The organism is Paractinoplanes pyxinae, from assembly GCF_026626335.1.
Taxonomy (GTDB): domain Bacteria; phylum Actinomycetota; class Actinomycetes; order Mycobacteriales; family Micromonosporaceae; genus Actinoplanes; species Actinoplanes pyxinae.
Genome location: NZ_JAPNTZ010000009.1, coordinates 346,764 through 366,127 on the forward strand (window position 1 = coordinate 346,764; position 19,364 = coordinate 366,127).

The 19,364-nt window shown below is 69.1% G+C and carries 19 protein-coding genes; 11 read left to right on the forward strand and 8 right to left on the reverse strand.

Annotation, left to right across the window (positions count from 1 at the left end):
• Nucleotides 1-36 precede the first annotated feature (36 nt).
• A complete protein-coding gene (locus OWR29_RS26665; RefSeq protein ID WP_267565988.1) occupies nt 37-690 on the reverse strand; it encodes a TetR/AcrR family transcriptional regulator in 654 nt (217 codons plus the stop codon).
• 136 nt (nt 691-826) lie between these two features.
• On the opposite strand from OWR29_RS26665, the gene OWR29_RS26670 reads away from it, so the two are divergent.
• From OWR29_RS26670 to OWR29_RS26690, 5 genes are all read left to right on the forward strand, one after another.
• Nucleotides 827-2,383 carry an alpha/beta hydrolase fold domain-containing protein gene (locus OWR29_RS26670; RefSeq protein WP_267565989.1) on the forward strand — a complete coding sequence of 519 codons (1,557 nt, stop codon included), beginning with the start codon at nt 827-829 and terminating at the stop codon, nt 2,381-2,383.
• On the forward strand, nt 2,380-3,519 hold the full coding sequence (locus tag OWR29_RS26675; protein WP_267565990.1) for a glutathione-independent formaldehyde dehydrogenase: 1,140 nt from the start codon (nt 2,380-2,382) through the stop codon (nt 3,517-3,519). The genes OWR29_RS26670 and OWR29_RS26675 overlap by 4 nt, the downstream gene beginning before the upstream one ends.
• 156 nt (nt 3,520-3,675) lie before the next feature.
• The gene (locus OWR29_RS26680) at nt 3,676-4,284 is read left to right on the forward strand and encodes a flavodoxin family protein (protein ID WP_267565991.1); all 609 of its coding nucleotides are present in this window, start codon (nt 3,676-3,678) and stop codon (nt 4,282-4,284) included.
• 212 nt (nt 4,285-4,496) lie between these two features.
• On the forward strand, nt 4,497-4,883 hold the full coding sequence (locus OWR29_RS26685; RefSeq protein WP_267565992.1) for an ATP-binding protein: 387 nt from the start codon (nt 4,497-4,499) through the stop codon (nt 4,881-4,883).
• A gap of 146 nt (nt 4,884-5,029) precedes the next feature.
• Nucleotides 5,030-5,836: an RNA polymerase sigma factor SigF gene (locus tag OWR29_RS26690; protein WP_267565993.1), complete on the forward strand. Its 807-nt coding sequence runs from the start codon at nt 5,030-5,032 to the stop codon at nt 5,834-5,836.
• Between the two features lie 27 nt (nt 5,837-5,863).
• Here OWR29_RS26690 and OWR29_RS26695 read toward each other — a convergent pair whose 3' ends face one another.
• A complete protein-coding gene (locus OWR29_RS26695; protein WP_267565994.1) occupies nt 5,864-7,099 on the reverse strand; it encodes a PP2C family protein-serine/threonine phosphatase in 1,236 nt (411 codons plus the stop codon).
• 551 nt (nt 7,100-7,650) lie between these two features.
• On the opposite strand from OWR29_RS26695, the gene OWR29_RS26700 reads away from it, so the two are divergent.
• Nucleotides 7,651-8,043, forward strand: coding sequence for an MEDS domain-containing protein (locus OWR29_RS26700; RefSeq protein WP_267565995.1), 393 nt, complete (start codon nt 7,651-7,653; stop codon nt 8,041-8,043).
• Nucleotides 8,044-8,067: 24 nt separating this feature from the next.
• Nucleotides 8,068-8,616, forward strand: a complete 549-nt coding sequence (locus OWR29_RS26705; protein WP_267565996.1) for an ATP-binding protein — start codon at nt 8,068-8,070, stop codon at nt 8,614-8,616.
• Between the two features lie 131 nt (nt 8,617-8,747).
• Here the strand turns inward: OWR29_RS26705 and OWR29_RS26710 are convergent, their stop codons facing one another.
• Genes OWR29_RS26710 through OWR29_RS26725 form a run of 4 tightly spaced genes read right to left on the reverse strand, consistent with a single transcriptional unit; the run spans nt 8,748 to nt 11,149 of the window.
• Entirely contained in the window at nt 8,748-9,095 is a 348-nt protein-coding gene (locus OWR29_RS26710) for a PRC-barrel domain-containing protein (protein ID WP_267565997.1), read from the reverse strand.
• A complete protein-coding gene (locus tag OWR29_RS26715) occupies nt 9,085-9,456 on the reverse strand; it encodes a PRC-barrel domain-containing protein (protein ID WP_267565998.1) in 372 nt (123 codons plus the stop codon). Before OWR29_RS26715 ends, OWR29_RS26710 begins: the two co-directional genes overlap by 11 nt.
• Nucleotides 9,457-9,459: 3 nt before the next feature.
• A complete protein-coding gene (locus OWR29_RS26720) occupies nt 9,460-10,692 on the reverse strand; it encodes an NRAMP family divalent metal transporter (protein WP_267565999.1) in 1,233 nt (410 codons plus the stop codon).
• A gap of 7 nt (nt 10,693-10,699) precedes the next feature.
• Nucleotides 10,700-11,149, reverse strand: a complete 450-nt coding sequence (locus OWR29_RS26725; RefSeq protein ID WP_267566000.1) for a hypothetical protein — start codon at nt 11,147-11,149, stop codon at nt 10,700-10,702.
• Nucleotides 11,150-11,583: 434 nt separating this feature from the next.
• Between OWR29_RS26725 and OWR29_RS26730 the strand changes: the two genes are divergently transcribed.
• Both OWR29_RS26730 and OWR29_RS26735 read left to right on the forward strand, forming a co-directional pair.
• Nucleotides 11,584-12,216, forward strand: a complete 633-nt coding sequence (locus OWR29_RS26730) for a chemotaxis protein CheB (RefSeq protein WP_267566001.1) — start codon at nt 11,584-11,586, stop codon at nt 12,214-12,216.
• A gap of 447 nt (nt 12,217-12,663) precedes the next feature.
• Nucleotides 12,664-13,638: a helix-turn-helix domain-containing protein gene (locus OWR29_RS26735; protein WP_267566002.1), complete on the forward strand. Its 975-nt coding sequence runs from the start codon at nt 12,664-12,666 to the stop codon at nt 13,636-13,638.
• A 470-nt stretch (nt 13,639-14,108) separates the two neighbouring features.
• Here OWR29_RS26735 and OWR29_RS26740 read toward each other — a convergent pair whose 3' ends face one another.
• Complete coding sequence (locus OWR29_RS26740) at nt 14,109-14,849, reverse strand: GAF and ANTAR domain-containing protein (RefSeq protein WP_267566003.1); 741 nt, start codon at nt 14,847-14,849, stop codon at nt 14,109-14,111.
• 241 nt (nt 14,850-15,090) lie between these two features.
• Nucleotides 15,091-15,465, reverse strand: a complete 375-nt coding sequence (locus tag OWR29_RS26745; RefSeq protein WP_267566004.1) for an STAS domain-containing protein — start codon at nt 15,463-15,465, stop codon at nt 15,091-15,093.
• 442 nt (nt 15,466-15,907) lie between these two features.
• Between OWR29_RS26745 and OWR29_RS26750 the strand changes: the two genes are divergently transcribed.
• The gene (locus tag OWR29_RS26750; RefSeq protein ID WP_267566005.1) at nt 15,908-16,846 is read left to right on the forward strand and encodes an AraC family transcriptional regulator; all 939 of its coding nucleotides are present in this window, start codon (nt 15,908-15,910) and stop codon (nt 16,844-16,846) included.
• Between the two features lie 325 nt (nt 16,847-17,171).
• Nucleotides 17,172-19,154 (forward strand): SpoIIE family protein phosphatase, encoded by a 1,983-nt coding sequence (locus OWR29_RS26755; protein WP_267566006.1) that lies wholly within the window; start codon nt 17,172-17,174, stop codon nt 19,152-19,154.
• Nucleotides 19,155-19,364 lie beyond the last annotated feature (210 nt).

Genomic DNA, 19,364 nt, shown 5'->3' on the forward strand with positions numbered 1-19,364 from the left:
GGCCCGGTTGGGATCAACCGTCGCATGACAAGCGATTCACGACAGCGGGAGCATCTCTTGGAGGGTCAGAGACCGTAGGCGGGTCAGCACCGCTGTGCGGGCTCGGTCGAAGACGCTGGCGTCGTCGCGCAACTGCGCGTCGAGGGTGGCGCCGGCGATGAGCGCGGCGATCTCGTAGAAGACCTGGGCGGCGTCCGGCACGGGGCGCAGGTGGCCGAGCCGGGTCGCGTTGTGCAGTGCGGTGGTGAACAGCCGTTCCCAGCGCAGCCGCAGCCGCAGCAGCTCGTCGTGGATCGGGCCGGGCCGGGCGTCGTACTCGACCAGGGCGGTCAGGAAGAACGACCGGCCGGCGAGTTCCCCGGACCGCATGAACTCGATCCATCCCTCACACAGACGCCACAACCGCGGCAGGCCGTCAGCGACGGCCGAAGCGGGCGTGACGACCCGGTCGGTGTAGAGGTCGGCGGCGACCGCGATGACGGCCAGCTGCAGGTCCGTACGGCTGGTGAAGTGGCCTTTGACGCCGCTCTTGCTGATGTCGAGGTCGGCGCCGAGCCGGGCCAGCGACAGGCTGTCGAGGCCTTCGGCGGAAGCGACGTCAACGGCTCGGGCCAGGATCAGCCCCTTTGTTCGCTGTCCGCGCAGGAGCCGGCCGTCGGAGACGTCGACGCGCTTGGCTGCTGGCACCATCCGGTGACGATACCGGGCGGCGAACCTACCTCGTACGGCTGGACCACGGCGAAGGTGACGAAAAGAGCCCGCATGGTCGTGCTTTTTTCGGGTAGACGACGGATCGCGTCCCTCAACCACTTGGAGTGTCATGCCGTTGTCTTATCCGACCCAGCCCGGCGACATCGATCACCTGATCGCCGATGACCATGCGATCGTCGAGCGGCAGTTCCAGCATCTGGAGGCCGGTCGTGGTGACCGCCGGACCCTGGTGGACCAGATCGGTTTCGAACTGGCGCTGCATGCGTTCGCCGAGGAGACCGTGCTGTATCCGATCTGGCTCGAGGTCGGCATGGAGGCCGAGAACGAGGACGCCCGCGGCGAGCACGACCGGATGAAACAGCTGCTGGTGACGCTGGACAAGAACGAACCCGGCGAACCGGAGTTCGAGCAGGCCCTGGCCGAGCTGATCCCGCTGGTGCGTCACCACGTGCACGACGAGGAGGACGAGGAACTCGCGGAGTTCCGGGCCAAGGCCGGCGCGGAGCGGATGGCCGAGCTGGGCAAGCAGTTCCTGGCGGCCAAGCGTCAGGCGCCGACCGCCGCGCACCCGCACGCCCCCGACGGTGGCGGCGCGGAAAAGGTGGTCGGGGCGCTGACCAAGCCGATCGATCAGCTCAAGGCCGCGGTCACCGGGAAGAAGAAGCGCCTGGCCACCGACCCGTCCGGGCTGCTCGATCCGCAGGCGCAGGCCATCGTCGATGCGCACAGCGAGCTGGGCCCGCAGCCGTTCGAGATCCTCGAGCCGGCGCAGGCCCGGAAGCAGCCCGGCCCGGACGACGCGGTGAAGAAGGTCATGGCCGATCGTGGCCTCGACGGTCCGGAGCCGGTCGGGTCGGTGCAGGATCTGCAGATCCCGGACGCGGCCGGCGGTGAGCAGACACTGCGCGTCTACCAGCCCGAAGGCGTGCAGCCCGGCACCCCGATCATCGTGTGGATCCACGGCGGCGGCTGGGTGCTGTTCGACATCGACACCTACGACGCATCCTGTCGCGGGCTGGTGAACAAGACCGGTGCGATCGTGGTGTCCCCGGACTACCGGCGGGCGCCGGAAGCGGTGTTCCCGGCCTCGCATGACGACGTGCTGGCCGCGTACCGGTGGACAGTGAGCAATGCCGCCGAGCTCGGCGGGGACCCGTCCCGGGTCGGTATCGGCGGGGAGTCGGTCGGCGGGAACATGGCGGCGGCGACCGTGCTGCAGCTGGCCCAGGCGGGCGAGCAGGTCCCGGTCGCGCAGGTGTGCGTGTACCCGGTGACCACCGCCGACCAGTTCGGCGAGTCGATGGAGGACGCCGCCGACGGCCGGCCGCTGAACCGGGCACTGTTGTCATGGATGGCAATGCACGCCTTCGAGGGCAAACCGGAGGCGGCCACGGACCCGCGGATCGCCCTGCTGGACTGGACGGATGAGCAGCGCCGGCTGATGCCGCCGACGCTGGTCATCACCGACGAGCGCGACGTGCTGCGCAGCCAGGGCCAGCAGTTCGCCCAAGACCTGCAGAAGGCCGGCGTGGCCACGACGCACCGCTACTACGAGGGTGTCATGCACGAGTTCTTCGGCGCCTCCGCCGTGCTGGACAAGGCCGAGCAGGCCCAACAGGAAGCCGCGCAGCACTTCATCACCGCCTTCAACGCTGGGAGCGTGACCGCATGAAGGGCCTGGTCTACCGCGGAGCCAAGAAGGTCGCCGTCGAAGAGGTCCCGGACGCGAAGATCGAGGGTCCGCTGGACGCGGTCATCCGCCTGACCACCACCAACATCTGCGGCTCCGATCTGCACATGTACGAGGGTCGCACCGCCGTGGAGCAGGGCACGGTGCTGGGCCACGAGAACATGGGCGTCGTCGAGGAGGTCGGGCCGGGCGTCACCCAGGTCAAGCCGGGGGACCGGGTGTCGGTGCCGTTCAACATCGCCTGCGGGACGTGCCGTAACTGCCAGTCCGGCTGGTGGTCGTTCTGCACCCGCACCAACCCGACCGAGGGCATGGACGGCGCCGCCTACGGCTACGCCAACATGGGCCCCTACGCCGGCGGTCAGGCCGAATACCTGCGGGTCCCGTTCGCGGACGTCAACCTCCTGCACCTGCCGGCCGGCCGCGAGTTCGAGAACGACTTCACCATGCTGTCGGACATCTTCCCGACCGGCTGGCACGGCGTGGAACTGTCCGGCTTCCAGCCCGGCGACCGGGTGGCGGTGTTCGGCGGTGGCCCGGTCGGGCTGATGGCCGCGCACAGCGCGCTGATCCGCGGCGCCAGCGAGGTGTTCGTCGTCGACCAGGTCACCGACCGGCTCAAGCTGGCCGAGAAGATCGGCGCGACCCTGATCGACTTCTCCGCCGGCGACCCCGACGAGCAGATCTTCGAACGCACCGGCGGCAAGGGCTGTGACCGCGGCGTCGAGGCCGTCGGGTTCCAGGCCCATGACGCCGGCGGCGACGAGCACCCCGAACTGACCCTCGACCACCTGGTCAACATCGTGCGCAGCACCGGCGGTATCGGCGTGGTCGGGGTGTACGTGCCCGAAGACCCGGGCCTCGATCGGCCGGAAAAGGCCGACCGGGTCGGCTGGCAGTACGGCACGTTCTTCAGCAAGGGCCAGTCAATGGGCACCGGGCAGGCCCCGGTCAAACGCTACAACCGGCAGCTGCGCGACCTGATCATCGCCGGCAAGGCGACACCGTCGTTCATCGTCTCGCACGAGATCGGCCTGGACGAGGCGCCGGACGCCTACGACAAGTTCGACAAGCGGGTCGACGGCTACACGAAAGTGCTGCTCAAGCCGAACGCCTGACCTGGTCGCGGCGGGCGCGGCCGGTCAGAACCGGTCTCGCCCGCTGCCCTGCCCTCAGCCACCATGCCAGAACTGGGTTGTCGCCCAGTTCTGCGAATACAGCGATGTCCCGGCTGACCCACGAGCGTCACCTACTACTTGGGAAGGGTTTCCTCCATGCCGACTCTGCGTGCCCTGGTCCTGTGTTGCTCGCTCAAGCCGTCACCGGCACCTTCGAGCTCGGAGCTGCTGGGTCGGCAAGTCCTTACCGCCTTGGCTGACCATGACGTCGACGGCGAGGTGATCCGCGTCGTGGACCACAACGTCCGGTTCGGGGTCTCCATCGACGAGGGTGACGGCGACGCGTGGCCGCAGATCCGCGCGAAGCTGCTTGACGCCCAGATCTTGATCATTGCCACGCCGATCTGGATGGGCCAGCCCGCCAGTGTGTGCAAGATGGTGCTGGAGCGCCTCGACGCGGAGTTGTCCGAGACCGACGACCAGGGCCGGCTGCTGACCTACGGCAAGGTCGCCGGGATCGCGGTGGTCGGTAACGAGGACGGCGCCCACCATGTCACCGCCGAAGTGCTGCAAGCTCTCAACGATGTCGGTTTCACTGTCGCCGCCGCGGCATCGACGTACTGGGTGGGGGAGGCCATGCAGACCGTCGACTACGACCAGGCCGGCCCGAAGCCCGACACCACCGGCAAAGCCACCACAGGCTTGGCCGCCAATGCTGCGCACCTGGCCCGCTTGCTGGCGCAGAACCCGTATCCGGCGGCCTGACGAGCACCCGACGACCGGTGCCGGCAATCCGGGTGCTGCGATCTCGGATACGCGGAGCCGCTCGGATTTGTGGCGCAGCCGATATGAGAACGGTGGACCTGCTCTCCACGGCCCCGGGTCGGGCGAACCGCCTCGACCGGCCGTGATTACTTACGTGCGGCATGATGAGACGTCGAATGCGGAGAGCGGGGGTGCGAAGAACAGTGGAAGTGATGCGCTGGTCCTTCGCCCACGGCGAGCCCGCCGGGCCGCTGCGCCGATGCGCCCAGGCCGCCTTCGCTCCGTGGCTGACGCCCGACGATCTCGCCGACGCCCTGGTGGTCGTCTCGGAGTTGGTGCAGAACGTTACCCAGCACACCAGGGGCGGCGGGGAACTCGTGCTCGTCGCCGACGCTCAGACAGTCACCATCGAGGTGCGCGACCACAGCCCCGTGCTGCCCGAGGTGCAGCCACCCGACGCGCACCGCCTCGGTGGCCGCGGTTTGTTGCTGGTCGCGGGCATCACCTGCGGATGGGGCGTACGGCCCGACGGATCGGGAAAGGTCGTCTGGGCGCGGCTGACCACCTCGGCCGCCGAACCCGTCGGCGTCGCCGCATAAAGGCTGTGGCGAGCCGCGCGCACACCTCCACCGTTCGGCGGCATCATCGAGCTGATCGTACGAGTTTGAGGAGGTCAGCGAGGCGGGCATGTACCGTGGACGCGTCGCGCTTCTGCACGGCGTCGAAGACTTGAGGAGTTTGCTCCATGACGGTTGTCGCCAGCCCCGCCACCAGCACCGTGAAGACGGTCGAGGAGCCGGCGACGACCGATCGGGCCAGTGAACTGATCGCCGCCCTTTCCGCCCTCCCAGCCGGGCACCCGTCACGCCCAGCGGTGCGGGACCGGGCGATCGAGGCGTGGATGCCCCTGGCCCGGCATCTGGCCAACCGGTACGCCGGACGCGGCGAGCCCGCCGACGACCTGTTCCAGGTGGCGCTGGTCGGGCTGATCAAGTCGGTCGACCGGTTCGACGCCGACCGCGGTGTCGAGTTCGCCGGGTTCGCGATCCCGACGATCGTGGGTGAGCTCAAGCGGCACTTCCGCGATCGCACCTGGTCGATCCGGGTGCCGCGCCGGCTGCAGGAACTGCGCCTGGCCATCACTGGCGCCAACACGACGCTGAGCCACACGCTGGGCCGTTCCCCGACGGTTGCTGACATCGCCGCGCACCTCGAGATCAGTGAGGAGGACGTCCTCGAAGGTCTCGAAGGCGCCCGCGCGTACAACGCGACCAGCCTGTCCACGCCCGTCAGCGCGGACGGCACCACCGAGCTGGGAGAAACCCTCGGCGGGGAGGACCACGAGTACGAACTCACCGAGACCCGCCTGGCCCTGGCTCCGGCGATGGCGGTGCTCGACGAGCGTGAGCAGAGGATCGTCAGCCTGCGGTTCTGGGGAAACCTGACTCAGCAGCAGATCGCCGAGCAGGTCGGTATCTCCCAGATGCACGTGTCGCGGCTGCTGACCAAAGCCCTGACCAAGATGCGCGGCCACCTGCACGCCAGCGCCTGAGCCGCACCGGTCGCGTCGCGGCGCTGGTCAGGCGGTGGGCCAGCGCACGTAGAGCACCGCGGTGTCGTCGTTGTGGCGCCCAGCGTCCCCACGCTGAATGTCGGCCAGCAGGACGTCGACGTACTCGTCCGGGTCGACGATATGAGACAAGCGGCCGGCGATCTCGAGGAAGCGGTCCTCGCCGAGACGGGTGCCGTCGTCAGCGAAGCTCTCGATGACCCCGTCGGTGAACAGAAGTAGTCCGGCCCCGGCAGGCACGGCGATTCGCGATTCACGCCACCGGGCTCGCCCGGGTGCCATTCCCAGACCGGGCCCGTACGTGATCGGGGCGGGGTAGGCGCCGCCGGCGGTGATGATCAGCGGTGCAGGATGGCCGGCGCTGAGCAGGATCACCTCGTCGCGGCCCGGCGTGATGCCGACCGTGCAGGCGGTGGCGAACAGGCCGTCGTGCGGTCGTTCGGCGACCAGCACCTGTTCGAGAAGCCGCATCCGGTCGGCCTTGCGCAGCCCGGCCAAGGTGAGGGTGCGCCAGCCGTACCGCAGGCCGACGCCGAGCGCTGCTTCGTCGGGTCCGTTGCCGCAGACGTCGCCGATGAGCGCGTGCACGGTGCCGTCGGCGGTCTGCACGACGTCGTAGAAGTCGCCGCCGAGCAGCGATCGTTGCTGCCCGGGCAGATAGCGGCTGGCCACGGTGACCGTCACGTCGTCCAGCAGTGGCTTCGGGAGCAGGCCGCGCTGTAGGCGGGTGTTCTCGTCGGCCTGCAACCGGCTGTCACCGAGCCGGCGTTCTGCGATCTGGACGCGTTTACGCTGCACCGCGTACCGGACGGTGCGGGCCAGGACGGCCTCATCGACCTGATCCTTGACCAGGTAGTCCTGCGCCCCGGCGGCAACCGCTGCCGACCCGGTCGCCGCGTCGTCCAGGCCGGTCAGCACCACCACCGCAGCGCGGGGCCAGCGCTGCAGCACCTGGCGTAGCCCGTCGAGCCCGTACGCGTCGGGTAGGTGCAGGTCCAGCAGGATGCACTCCGGGGCACCAGCGAATTCCTGCGCGTGGCGCAGGGTGTCGACGTGGTCCAGGCGGGCGTCGAGGTCGCTGCCGTCGAGGTACTCGCGCACCAGCACGGCGTCGCCGAAGTCGTCCTCGATCAGCAGGATGACGATGCCGGCCACCGAGGCGTCCGCCTCGGAGCCGCCTTGGGGCACACCGTCCCGGCCGGGCAGCGACGTGACGGCACGGCGTCCGCCAGCGGTCACCTTCACCTACCTCATCGTCGCTCTCACCGGCCAGCGTACCGGCGTGATGTCCGGAGTCAGTATGACGGAGACCGCGGCCTCGACCAGGGGTGGTCACCTGGAGATTGGCGACGAATGGCAGGGGTACTGCTCTTGGAGGTTCACCCGATTTGACGTTCTTGAGGAGACCTCGTGCCCGTTACCGCGCTGACATTCCTGACCGAGTCCGCTTCGACTCCGATACCGCGCTCAGCACCGGCCGACCGCAGCGCCGAGATGATGCAGTGCCTTCGGGATCCGTTCCGGACGCGAGCGGAACGCGACGACCACGACAACACGACCGGGGCGAGCCGTTAGCCGCGCCCCGCGGTCAGCCGCGGCCGCACGTGAAGGCCGACCCGGCCGGGGTAGAGAACTTCTCGTATTGTTCAACGACGTGCACAGCCACGCCGGAGGGCTGCGCATGCGCATGAAGGACTGCCGGACATGACGGACACGATCACCGGTGAGGCGCCCGCGACATCAGCACCGCCCACGAGACAACCATGACCTCGCGACAACAACACACTCCCGGCACTGTGCACCGCGCGGTGATCATCGACTCGGACGACGAGCTGACCAATACGCTCATACCCGAGCTGCGGCGCTCGGCCGGCCGTTATGACGAGATCCTGCTGGTCGTCGCCAAGGCCACCCGCACCGTGCTGACCGAGCACATCGGCGACCTCGACGATGCACTGGCTTGGGGCGACCCCTCGGCGTTCTACCAGCGGCTCGGCTTCGCCTACGAAGGCTTCCGCCGCTACCTGGCCGAGCAGCACGCCGCCGGGCGGCGGGTGCACGTGATCGCCGAACCCGATCTCGCGGCCGGCATAGACCCCGGTATGCATGCCGACCGCGCCGCTGCGTATCTGGCATATGAGGCGGTCTGCAACGACACCTACAATCCGTACGGCGCCACGCTCACCTGAATTTGGAACCAGCGGCACCATCCGGTGGCTGTCACCGACGGGGTCCGTGCCACGCACCCATACCTGCTGACTGCGGTCGGCCACATCCCGTCCCCGGGGTATCTGGGCCCCGAGCGCTACCTGAGCGAACGGCAGGACGTGCCGTTTCCCGCAACGCCCTCCGAGGTCGACCACGAGGTCATCCTGGCCGAGGTGGCCGATCTGGGCCCGCTTCGCGCGATGCTGCACCAGTGGGCCGGCGAGCACCACTTCGCCGGCGAACCCGCCGGCGACCTGGTCATGGCCGCCGTCGAGGTCGCCGCCAACGGCCTGCGCCATGGCGCCGCGCCGGTGCGCGTACGCGCCTGGCACCACCGTGACACCCTGATCGTCCAGTGCGACGACAGTGCCGGGCGCCCTGTGCCGACCACGGCCGGCTACCAGCGCCCCCGGCCGGCCCACTTCGTCCCGGGTGGGCGCGGGTTGTGGCTGGCCCGCCAACTGGCCGACGTCGTGATCACCGACTCGGGGCCGGGCCGAACCTCAGTCCGGCTGCACTTCCCGTACGAGGTCATGCACCGGAGCCCCGCATAGCGGCTCCCTGCCGTCCGGGTGAAACGCTCAACCCTGTCTGCGGTGGTGACGGTAGGGTGCTGCCCGTTCAGTGAGAGCGTCGGTCGGACGGCAGATGTACCTCATGAGCGGGGCTCTGTGTGCCCTGGTGTTCAGCTCGGCGACTTCGGGATTGTGTCGGAAGTCTTGCCCACCGGTGTCAGCTGGGGCTCACGTGCGGTGAACCTTACCTGCTGCCAGGGGATATCTCGGGACTTGCGGCGCAGGATCAGTCGGGCCAGGTGTTCGAGGATCCAGGGTCCGCTCACTTCACGGCGCTCGTAGCCGAGCAGTCGGCCCCAGCGTCCCTGTACGACGATCGCAGCGGTGACACGCTGGTTCCCGCCTGCGGTGGGCTCGGTGATGAGGTCGGCGATGCAGCCGATCGGTGTGCCGGTGTCGTCGTAGACGGTGCGGCCGAGGAGGTCGCTGGCGCGTCCGGTGCGGGGGTCAGGACTCATGGGTGGCTCCGGGGATGCGCTGAATGAGGTGGTCTCGCAGCCACGTTTCCAGCGGCGGGTCCTGCAGCAGCGCACGGTTGACGGTGAGGTTGACGGCGCTGTCGACGTGGTCGATGAGGTCGACGCTGATGCGCATAGGTGGCCGGTCCAAGGAGCCGGACAGGCGGCGTGCGGTACCGGCGATGCAGCGGCCGAGCAGCCCGCCGATGCGGTCACCGAGTGCGGCCTGGCCGAGGAGCAGGGCGGTGACGTGCGGGGTGCCGGTGTCGTCGTAGGTGAGCTCGACGTCGTCGACCTTACCGACGGGGGCGCCGTCGCGGTCGATGATCTGCCGGTCGAGCAGGTCGAAGCCGATGAGCATGGCTCAGCCGCCTCCCATCCGGGTGGTGAGCATGAGGGGGATCGCGGCGATCGCCGCGGCGAACACGATGAGCAGATAGATGACGCCGAGGGTGTTGGCCAGGCGGCCGTTGACCCGGTTGCCGAGGTAGCCGCGGTCGTTGGCCACCACGAGGATGGGCAGATAGGTCAGCGGCAGCGCGACGGCGCTGAACACCAGTGTGTACTCGGTGAGCTGGATCGGGTCGATGGTGGTCATCAGCACCCCGACGCCGGCGAGGATGCCGATCATCACCACGGTGTGGAAGCGGGCGGCGTTGCGGGGCCGGCGCAGTTTGCCCCAGGTCCAGCCGAAGTATTGAGCGACGGTGTAGCCGGTGGACAGTCCGGTTTCCATGGCGGCGCCGAACGTGGCGGCGAAGAAGCCGAGAATCGCCGCGGCGAGGCCGAGTTTGCCGAGCGCGATCGCGGCGGGCATGGCGACTTGCGAGAGGGTGTCCACCGACATCGACAGCGGGTGGAAGACGGTGGCGGAGGTGAGCATGAGGGCGAAGGCGAGCAGCCCGCCCAGTGGGAAGCCGACGAACACGTTGATGCGGGAGGTGAGCAGGTCTTTGCTGCTCCAGCGTTCCTCGACGGCGCCGGAGGAGAAGAAGAACACTTCGTACGGGGTCAGCGCGGAGGCGAACAGGGCGACGGCGAAGAACCAGTAGGTGCCCCAGTCTTCTCCGGTCGGTGGGCCGGGGTGGCTGGCTTGCTGCCACAGGCTGCTGTAGTCGGCGGGCAGTCGGAAGAACGCGATCACGAAGACGATCAGGACCAGTCCGGTCAGGCCGAAGATGTTCTCGAGCACGCTGAACTTTGCGCGCCACAGCGCCGCCCACAGCACGAAAGCGACCACCGGCACCCACAGCAGGTAGTCGACGCTGGTCGCCAGTTGCAGGGCCAGGCCGACACCGCCGATCTCGGCGCCGAGGGTGAGCACGGTGACCAGCAGAGACCCGGCAAGGTTGGCCAGGGCGACGCGCGGACCAAGCCGTTCGCGGACCAGGTCGAACACGGGCCGGCCGCTGACCGCGGTGACCCGTCCGGCCATCTCGGCGTAGGCGCAGATGCCGATCACGCCGACCAGCAGCACCCAGGCGTGGGCGATGCCGAACCGGGCGCCGGCTTCGGCGTTGGCGACGATGTCGCCGATGTCGACGAATCCGCCGATGGCGGTGAGGATGCCCAGCGCGATGGCGAGGAAGCGTTTCACGGCCGGTTCACTCGTGGGCCGTGATGAAGTCGTCGAGGTGCTGCGCCAGCGTGTCCAGGTGCGCCGCGCCGGCCCGGAGAGTGCCGTCGTCGGATGCCTCGGCGGTGTCGCCGAGGGTGGTCACGGCCTGCGCGAGCAGCGGCGCCAAGGCATCCCGCAGCGCGGCCGAGCGCGGATCGGGTGGCCCTTGGGCGGCGAACTTCTTCTGCGCTCCCGCCAGCGCTTGACCGGCCTCGTCGAACGCGGTCCGCGCGAATGCCGTGGTGATGCGATCCGCCCACTTCTGCTGAGCGGTCAGCCGGCCGGTCTGCGTCGCGTCGTGCGCTGACGCGGCAACCTGCAGCATGGTGCGCTTGTATGCCGGATAGTCCGCGGGCCGTGACATGTTGTAGGCGAACCCGGCCCACAACAGCACCACCGCGGTCACCGCCACGGCCGTCCTTGTCCTAGTCGACATGATCGGCCGTATACCCCACCGCGAGATCTCTGTATCAGCCAGCAGGTCACCCGTTCGAGCCGACCCGCCACAGACGAATCGCTCGCTTCGCTCGCCCACGAACTGCGCAATCCGTCGTCGATCAATGCCGGCATCGTCGAAACGATCGACCGCGAACTGAACACTGTCGACCGGGACCAGCTCAACCCAATGCTCGCCACCATCGTCCGCGGCGCCGGCCGGTTCAACGTCAGGTCGCAGGGACCTGCTCGACCTGGCCCGGCTGGAAGCCGGACACCTGAGCATCTAGCCGAAACGCGGACGAACACCATGGGCCGACAGCTCCGCGTGACGCCGGCCAGCACTGGGGACCGGCTCACATAGGGTGTCCGCAGGCCGATACGAAACGGGGAGCCCCGCGATGAGCCCCACTGACCCCGGCCCACGACGATGCCATGCTGCACCTGCCCGGCCCGGCCACCGACCTGCGCCCGCTGGCCGGCCCCGACCCTTTCCCGGTGCGGTTCCCGGTCGTGGTCCTGGTCGCCTCCGCCGGCGGTATCGACGCCCTCAACCGCGTCTTGACACCCCTGCCCGCCGACCTGCCCGCCGCCGTCGTGATCCTGCTGCATCAGGACCCCAGCCGCCCCAACCAGCTGGTCCCCATTCTCCGGCGGCACACTGCCCTACCCGTTGACGTCGTCACCCGCGACACCGAGATGCGCCCCGGCCATGTGCTGGTCATCCCACCCGGACAGCACCTGCTGGTCACCTCCGAAGCCCGCCTCGGACTCATCGAAACCGGCTCCCTGCCACCAGCGCGACCCTCCGCCGACCTGCTGCTGGCCACCCTCGCCGTCACCTGCGGCGCCCGCGCCCTGGCCGTCATCCTCACCGGCCTCGGCCACGACGGCCAAGCCGGCGTCCGCGCCATCGCCCACTGCGGCGGCACCGTCCTGGCCCAGGACAACACCACCGCCAAATTCGACGCCATGCCCGCCGCCGCCATCGCCACCGGCCACGTGCAACACGTTCTCGCTCTCGACGACATCGGCGCTGCCATCTTGCACCACGTCCACCGCAGCTAGCCCCGACGCCGCAGCATCCCGGCGGCCCTCACGAGAGTGCGGCCCTCGCTGATGGCCTAGGGGCATCCGTTTGTGTCACCGAAGTCCTGCTCCAATAGCGGCTGAGCAGGCTGCGTAGCTGGTCGCGTCGGGCGAGGGCCTCGTCCGTTGCGGCTCGGGCATCGGTCGCGGCGGCTCGAGCGGAGGCTGCGGCGGCGTGGGCGGCAGCAGCCCGATGAGCGAGTCGGTCCGAGGCGGCGCGACGCTGCTCGGCCCGGCGGTGTGCCTGCTCGGCGGTAGCATGCCACCGTTCCGCGCGCTGCCTTGCGGTGGCACGATCGTCCATCCGTGCAGGTGACCTCAGGTTGACGTCCGCGACAATCCACGCCGGGGCTGAAGTTCGCTCCACGGGGTAATCACGTCGCCTGACACTCATTCGGGGTGATGACCGGCGGAGGGAGAGGATTCATGGCCGCGCGGGAGTCTCACCTGCCCATCGAGCGTGTCACGGTGCGCTCCGGTGACCTGGACTGGGTTCAGGAGATGATCGATAAGCGGTACACCGATCATGTCCCCCGTGTGCGTGGAGACGCTCGCCGCTTCGGGTTCCGCTCACAGTTCGCCGGGGCCGGGGCGCTGAGCATCGACCGGGTGAGCTACCAGGCGTGCATGGCCATCACCGCTGATCCGCACGACTCCATGCTGATCATCAGCATGCGTGGTGGCGGCTTCGACGTATCGACCGGGCGGCAGCGCTGCCGGGTAGGCGGCGGTGAGGCACTGCTGTTGCCCCGCACCGGCCTCGACATGGTCCAAGACTGGCCGACCTACGAGGTCGCGCAGTTCCCCGCCGAGGCGGTGACGCGGGCCGCGGCCCGCGCGGGCGTGGCACCGGCCGATTTCCGGTTCGACGCGATGACTGCTGTGTCACCCGCGGCGAACCAGCGGTGGCTGGCCACCCACACCTACCTCACCCAGCTCCTGACCAACGACGGCGGCACCGGCATCCCCGAGTTGCTGCTGACCGCGGCGATCGACGCCGCCGTCACCGCGGCGCTCAGCGTGTTTCCCAACACCACCATGACCGTCGATTACATTGCCGGCCCGGGCCGAGTGCCGCCGGCGACGGTACGCCGCGCCGTCGCCTACATCGACGCGCACGCCGACCAGCCGATAACCGGCGCGGACATCGCCGCCTCGGCCGCGGTCAGCGTCCGCGCGCTGCAAGCCGGCTTCCGTCGGCACCTGAACACCACCCCGCTGGCCTGCCTGCGCCGGGTCCGGCTCGAACGCGCCCACCGCGACCTGCAAACCGCCGACCCCACCACCGGTGCTACGGTCGCCGCCATCGCCCGACGCTGGGGCTTCGCCGACCTGAGCCGGTTTGCCGCTGACTACCGTAGAACCTTCAACCGGCTGCCTCGTGACACCCTGCACCGCTAGAAACACGTTGGGGGTTCCGCGTCCGCAATGGCTTCGCCGCCACCGAGCGGACTGCCCGGGGCGTCACGCCTGCAGTATGCCGTGCCACGAGCAAGGGAACCGGCTGACGGTCGCTCCCAATGCTGGACAACGACCTTGGTTGATTTGGTCCTGAGGTCGTAGCGCCGGGTATGGCAGGCGGCGGACCAAACCCGCCGCACAGAGTCGCTGGCGAAGCGTGCACGCCACCGGGACGCTCGTGGCATGTGCCGATGCTGCTCCAACGGATCGCAGCGACCGCAGGTCGCCACTGTCCCCAGCGCGTCTAGCCGCTCGGCCTCGGACGCCGTTGTTGCGCCGTCTGCCGCCCGCAGACCCGGTCGGGTCACATCCCGCGCGGCGATGGCGAGGTCACCACGGTTCCGGCCGTGCGTTGTCCGTCGTTTCATTTCCGCGTGTGCGCTCCGGTGCTTGGAGGGTGGGCGACCGGGTCAGGGCTGATGGCCGTGGGCACTGCGGGTGGGCGGGGTGATGAGTTCTCCGGTTTCGATGAGCCGGGTGGCGATCTCGGCGAGTTTGATGTTGGCCGCTTGGCTGGTGTGCACGAGTACGGCGAAGGCTTGGTCGCCGGTGATTTTGTGGCGTTCCATGAGGATGCCTTTGGCCTGTCCGATCAGGTCTCGGCTGTTGATGGCGCGGGTGAGGTGTTCGCGTCGGCGGGCGTCGGCGATGGCCAGGGCGGCGTGGATGGCGAACAGCAGGCCGACGTGCTCGGACTCCGGGGTGAAGGCGGCCGGTCGGCGTGCGTACAGGTTGAGGGCGCCGATGCTGTCGTCGGCGACGTGCAGTTGCAGTGAGAGCATGCTGCCGATCCCGAGGCGGGCGGCCTGGGCGCTGAAGTCCGGCCAGCGCCGGTCGGTGCGGGTGTCACTGAGCCAGACTGTGGCCCGGTCGTTGGCCGCTTCCAGACAGGGGCCTTGGCCGGTCTCGTACTGGGCCTGGTCCACGCGGCTGACCAGGTTGTCGGTGACGGCCCGGGTGTCGATGCGGCCGTCGTGCACGACCATCAGCCCGGCGTAGTCGGCGCCGGGAACGGTGCCGATGACACCGGCGGTGATCGCGCGCAGGGTGTCGGCTACGGTGTCCTGCTCGTGCAGGGTGGTGACAGGTCCTCTGAGGTCGCCGGCCAGGTTGTCGTCCGTGCCGCCGGCGCGCGTGTCGGCGGTGGTCATCGCTGTTCTCCGGTGCGCCAGACCCGAATGAGTACGTGGTGGTTCGGGGCGGCTCCGGTCGGGATTTGTCTACCGGCCGGAGCCTTGGTCCCTGCGCCTGCGCGCCGGGGCAGGAACCCGCTTCGCGGTGTTCCCCTTCGGTCGGCCGATATGCCTTCGGGCCTGCCGGGTGGCTGAGGACAAGGCAGCGACCAGGTGACCGGTGGACGTGACAGTTGGGTGGGATGCGGGCGCGTGCAGGTCAGGTGACGATCGGATCCTCGGTCAGCAGGCCGAGGACCCCGGTGACCTGAAGGACGTGCCGTACGAGTGGTTGTGGGCGGTCGATGGTCAGCCGGGACCCTTGGTCGGCGGCGTACCGGTGGCACAGCAGCAGCGAACGGATCCCGGCCGCGGCGAGGAACCCTACGGCGGCCAAGTCGATCTGCACCCACGCCGGGCCGAAGTTCAGCGCGTGGCGTATCGCTTGGGAAAACTGGGGTGCGGTGTCGGCGTCGAGGTCGCCGGTGAAACTCAGCCGGACCGTGTCGGCGTCGACGATGATCACGGTCTGCGTCAGGGCGGGGGCTGGATAGGCTGTTTTGTTCTCCGGGATGACAGTGGGGAAGGTGCGCATGGCCGTCCTGTCGGTTCCGCCGGTCGCGTGCCCCTCGTCGTTTGAAGGAGCAAATCGGCGCGTGGAGCCACTCCATTCCGGCAAGCCGCTGCGCTGGACAAGAACAGGTGATGTCGGTTCGGATGGTGCCCGTCACCTCGACCACCCGGACTCCCTGCTTCACGGCCTGACATGTCCCTGCGATAGCTGCGCGGGATTCGGGGTCGCTGCCGGTGGCGGCTGCTCCGGTGTCAGGATGGCAGGCGCTGCGCGGACCGGACAACGACGGATAACGAAGTGCTGCGGCGGCTGTTTGTGCACCGAGCGAACCTGCCGGTGCGGCCTCGCACTGCGGATGAAGAACAACTCACGCCAGCGGCGGTGACGCACCTGGGCGGTTCCGCTTGTTCATGGTGCAATGTGTCATGAGCAGCATGTGCCGTGAGGCGACCGGACCCCGGCGATGAGCGAAGTCCTGTCCGCGTCCGGTCTCGACGACGTCGAGCAGTTGATCAGCGATCAGTACGTCGCGGTGCGGCTGCGTCCCGGACCGACGGATCCCACCTTGACCATCGAGCAGGACCGGGTCGGGTCGGTCATCGTCGGGAGCATGGCGTACGGCATGAACGTCGACATCGACGCCGAACCGATGGGGGCTCTCGGCATCGTGTATCCCCGCAGCGGGCACGCGACCTACCGCAGCCGGGGCGAGGAACGTCCGTGTGGGCCGGGGGAGTTGTGCGTCGCCGCCTACGCGGGCGACGGGTTCGCCGCCACCCAGGACTATCTCGACTGCGATTTCGTCATCCTCGATCCGGCGCTGCTGTCCGACGTCGCCTCCACCGCGCCGGGTATCGACGAGCCGGTACGTCTGACGGGGTACCGCGCTCTGAGCTCGCATGCCACCGCGATCTGGCTGGACACTGCCGCGTTCGTCCGGACGTTGAGCACCCGCCCGGACAACGTCCACGCCCCGCTGATCGACCGGCAAGCCGCGCGTCTGCTGGCCGCGGCCACACTCGCCGCGTTTCCCTCGAACACCCTGGCCGACCCCACCACGGCCGATCGGCACGACGCACACCCGCAGACGCTGCGCCGGGCGATCGCGTTCATCGACGACAACGCCGACCGCGACCTGAGCGTCGCCGACATCGCCCGCGCCGCGTATGTCACCACCCGCGCCATCCAGCTCGTGTTCCGCCGGCACCTCGACACCACCCCGATGGAGTACCTGCGCCGGGTCCGGCTGGAGCACGCCCACCGCGACCTGCAAGCCGCCGATGTGAGCAGGGAAACGGTCGGTGTGATCGCCGCCCGCTGGGGCTTCGCCAACCACAGCCGATTTACGGCCACCTACCACCGCCTCTACGGCGTCACCCCGTCACAGACGCTGCGCTCCTAACCTGCGGGTGTTTCCTGCCGCCCGCTGAGGAGCCTCTGCAAACCCCGGCGATGCCGTGCAATGAATACTGGACTGGGCCGTAAGAATGCCCGTCCGAGGGGCCCTCGGCGGGTGCCTGGGTACCGGCTGACCGCCCGGTCCAACTCGATGTCCTGCTTGAGCATTCTTTCCGCGACGGTGTCGACGCACGACGAACGCGAGGTCGTAGGGAGGTAAATTTTCGCGTGTTGCAGACAGTCGCTGCGCACTGAGACGTTTGCCCTATCAGGTTCGAGCAATTAAGGAGCGAGTCGTGCACCATGCATCAGCTGACGACCTCGATAGGGTGATTGGAGAAGCGCTAACGGTCCGGCGCGCCTTCGAGTCCATGCCGCTGATCATGATCGAGTACGCGGGCAGCGATCACCGGGTCGCTGCCATCAACGCGGCGTTTCGCCGGATCGTGGGCCGTGAGCACGAGCAGCTGATCGGCGTGCCGGTGCGTGAGGCCATGCCGGAACTCGCCGGGCAGCAGGTCTTCGAGATGTTCGACGAGGTCTACGCGACCGGCCGGGAACAGGTGGCACGGGAATGGCGGATGCAGGTCAGTTCCGGGCCGGGCGGTGACCTGCGGGAGATCTACCTCGACTTTCACCTGGTCCCGGCTCGTGACGAGCACGGGGCGGTAGCCGGTATGCGAGCATTCGCCACCGATGTGACCGACCGCGTCCTCGAACGGCAGGCTGCGCAGGTCCGCACCGCAGCGGCCGAGCAACGCTATGAGCAGGCCCGTGATGTCATCACCAGCCTGCAACGGCAACTGCTGCCCCCGGGGCTGCCGGTTCTGCCCGCGGCGCGGATCGCGAGCAGCTACCTGCTGGCCGACACCGAGACCGCAGCGGGCGGCGACTGGTTCGACGCCGTACCTCTGCCCGATGGGCGGGTCGCGCTCGTGGTCGGCGACGTGGTAGGACACGGCATCGCCGCGTCCGCCGCGATGGGCCAACTGCGCGCGGTGCTGCAGGACCGGCTCGACAACAGCGGCGACATCCTGACCGCGGTCCGGGCCGCCGACCGGATGGCCCGCCGGACGCCGGCCGCCCACGCCGCAACCTTGTGCATCGTCGTACTCAATCTAGCCGACGGCGCGCTGACCTGGTGTTCCGCCGGGCATCCACCGCCGCTGGTGGTCAACGCGGACACCGCCCGGTTCCTGCCATCGTCCGGGAACGCGCCGCTGGGCACGGGCGCGGAATACACCGTCGCGACCGACCGGCTCGCCGCCGCGGAAATGGTGCTGCTCTACAGCGACGGCATCATCGAACGCCCCGGCCGCGAACCCGCCGCCGCCACCGTTGAGCTGTCCCAGGTCGCCGTCGACGCCGTCGCCGGGCGCGGCATGGACACCGGCGACCTGTCCGCGGTCGAGCGGGCTTGCACGCAGACTCTGGAGCTGCTGGTCCGGCGGACCGGGCACATCGACGACATCACCCTGCTCGCCGCGCAACGGCGCACCCCGCCTCCTGCGGTGCAGTTGAACGGTCCGGCCGCCGCGGTGACCCCGCGGATCGCCCGCAACGCCGTCACGGACTGGCTGACCTCACTCGAGGCCGGTGAAGAAGACCTCGTCGCACTGACGCACGCGGTCGTCGAACTCGTGACCAACGCCGCCGAGCACGCCCGGCCCGACGCCGGCGACGCGACCGTGACGGTCACCGCCGACCTGCGCAACGATGGTGAGGCGCAGCTGCGCGTCGCCGACAACGGACGCTGGCGCCACCGCACCCGCCCGGGCGACGAGCAGTTCCGCGCCGACCACGGCTTCGGGCTGGCCATGACCGCCAGCTTCGCCCACCACCTGGACATCGACCGCAGCCCACAGGGCACGACAGTTACCGTACGGCGGCGGCTTTCCCACCCGGCCCGGCTGCTCACCGCCGCGCAGATCAGCCACGGCCGTCCCGGCGATGATGACAAACCCGCCGAGGTGATGATCATCCTGGAGCAGCCACACGCGGCGAGCAGCCGCATCGCCGTCCACGGACCCCTCGACGTCGACAGCGTCGAAGAGCTGGGCACCGAACTGGACCGATTCACCCTCGGCGGCACCCACGAGCTGACCGTGGACCTGACCGCGGTCACCCACCTGTCCAGCGCCGCGATCGCCGAGCTGTACCGGCCGCAACGCTACGGCGACGGACGCCCCTACCCGCTACGCCTGTATGCCCCGGCCGGCAGCACCGCCCACCATGTGCTCAGCCTGGTCAACCTGCCCCACACGACCACCGACCCCGACACCGCCGGCGATCACCTAGACCGGGCCGGTTAGACGCGCCGTGGTGTTATTCCGAGCACGATCGGGCACCCGCCGTAGCGTTCGGTGGCTGCCCACGATCGCCCTCACTCGCGACGTGCTGGTCGTGCCGGCGAGCGACAGCCCCTGCGACGCATGCGCGTTCGCCACCTGGATCGACGCCGCGTAGCGGCGCCCGATCTTTCTGGCGAGCCGTGGGCCTACCTGCACCGCAGATGACGACGC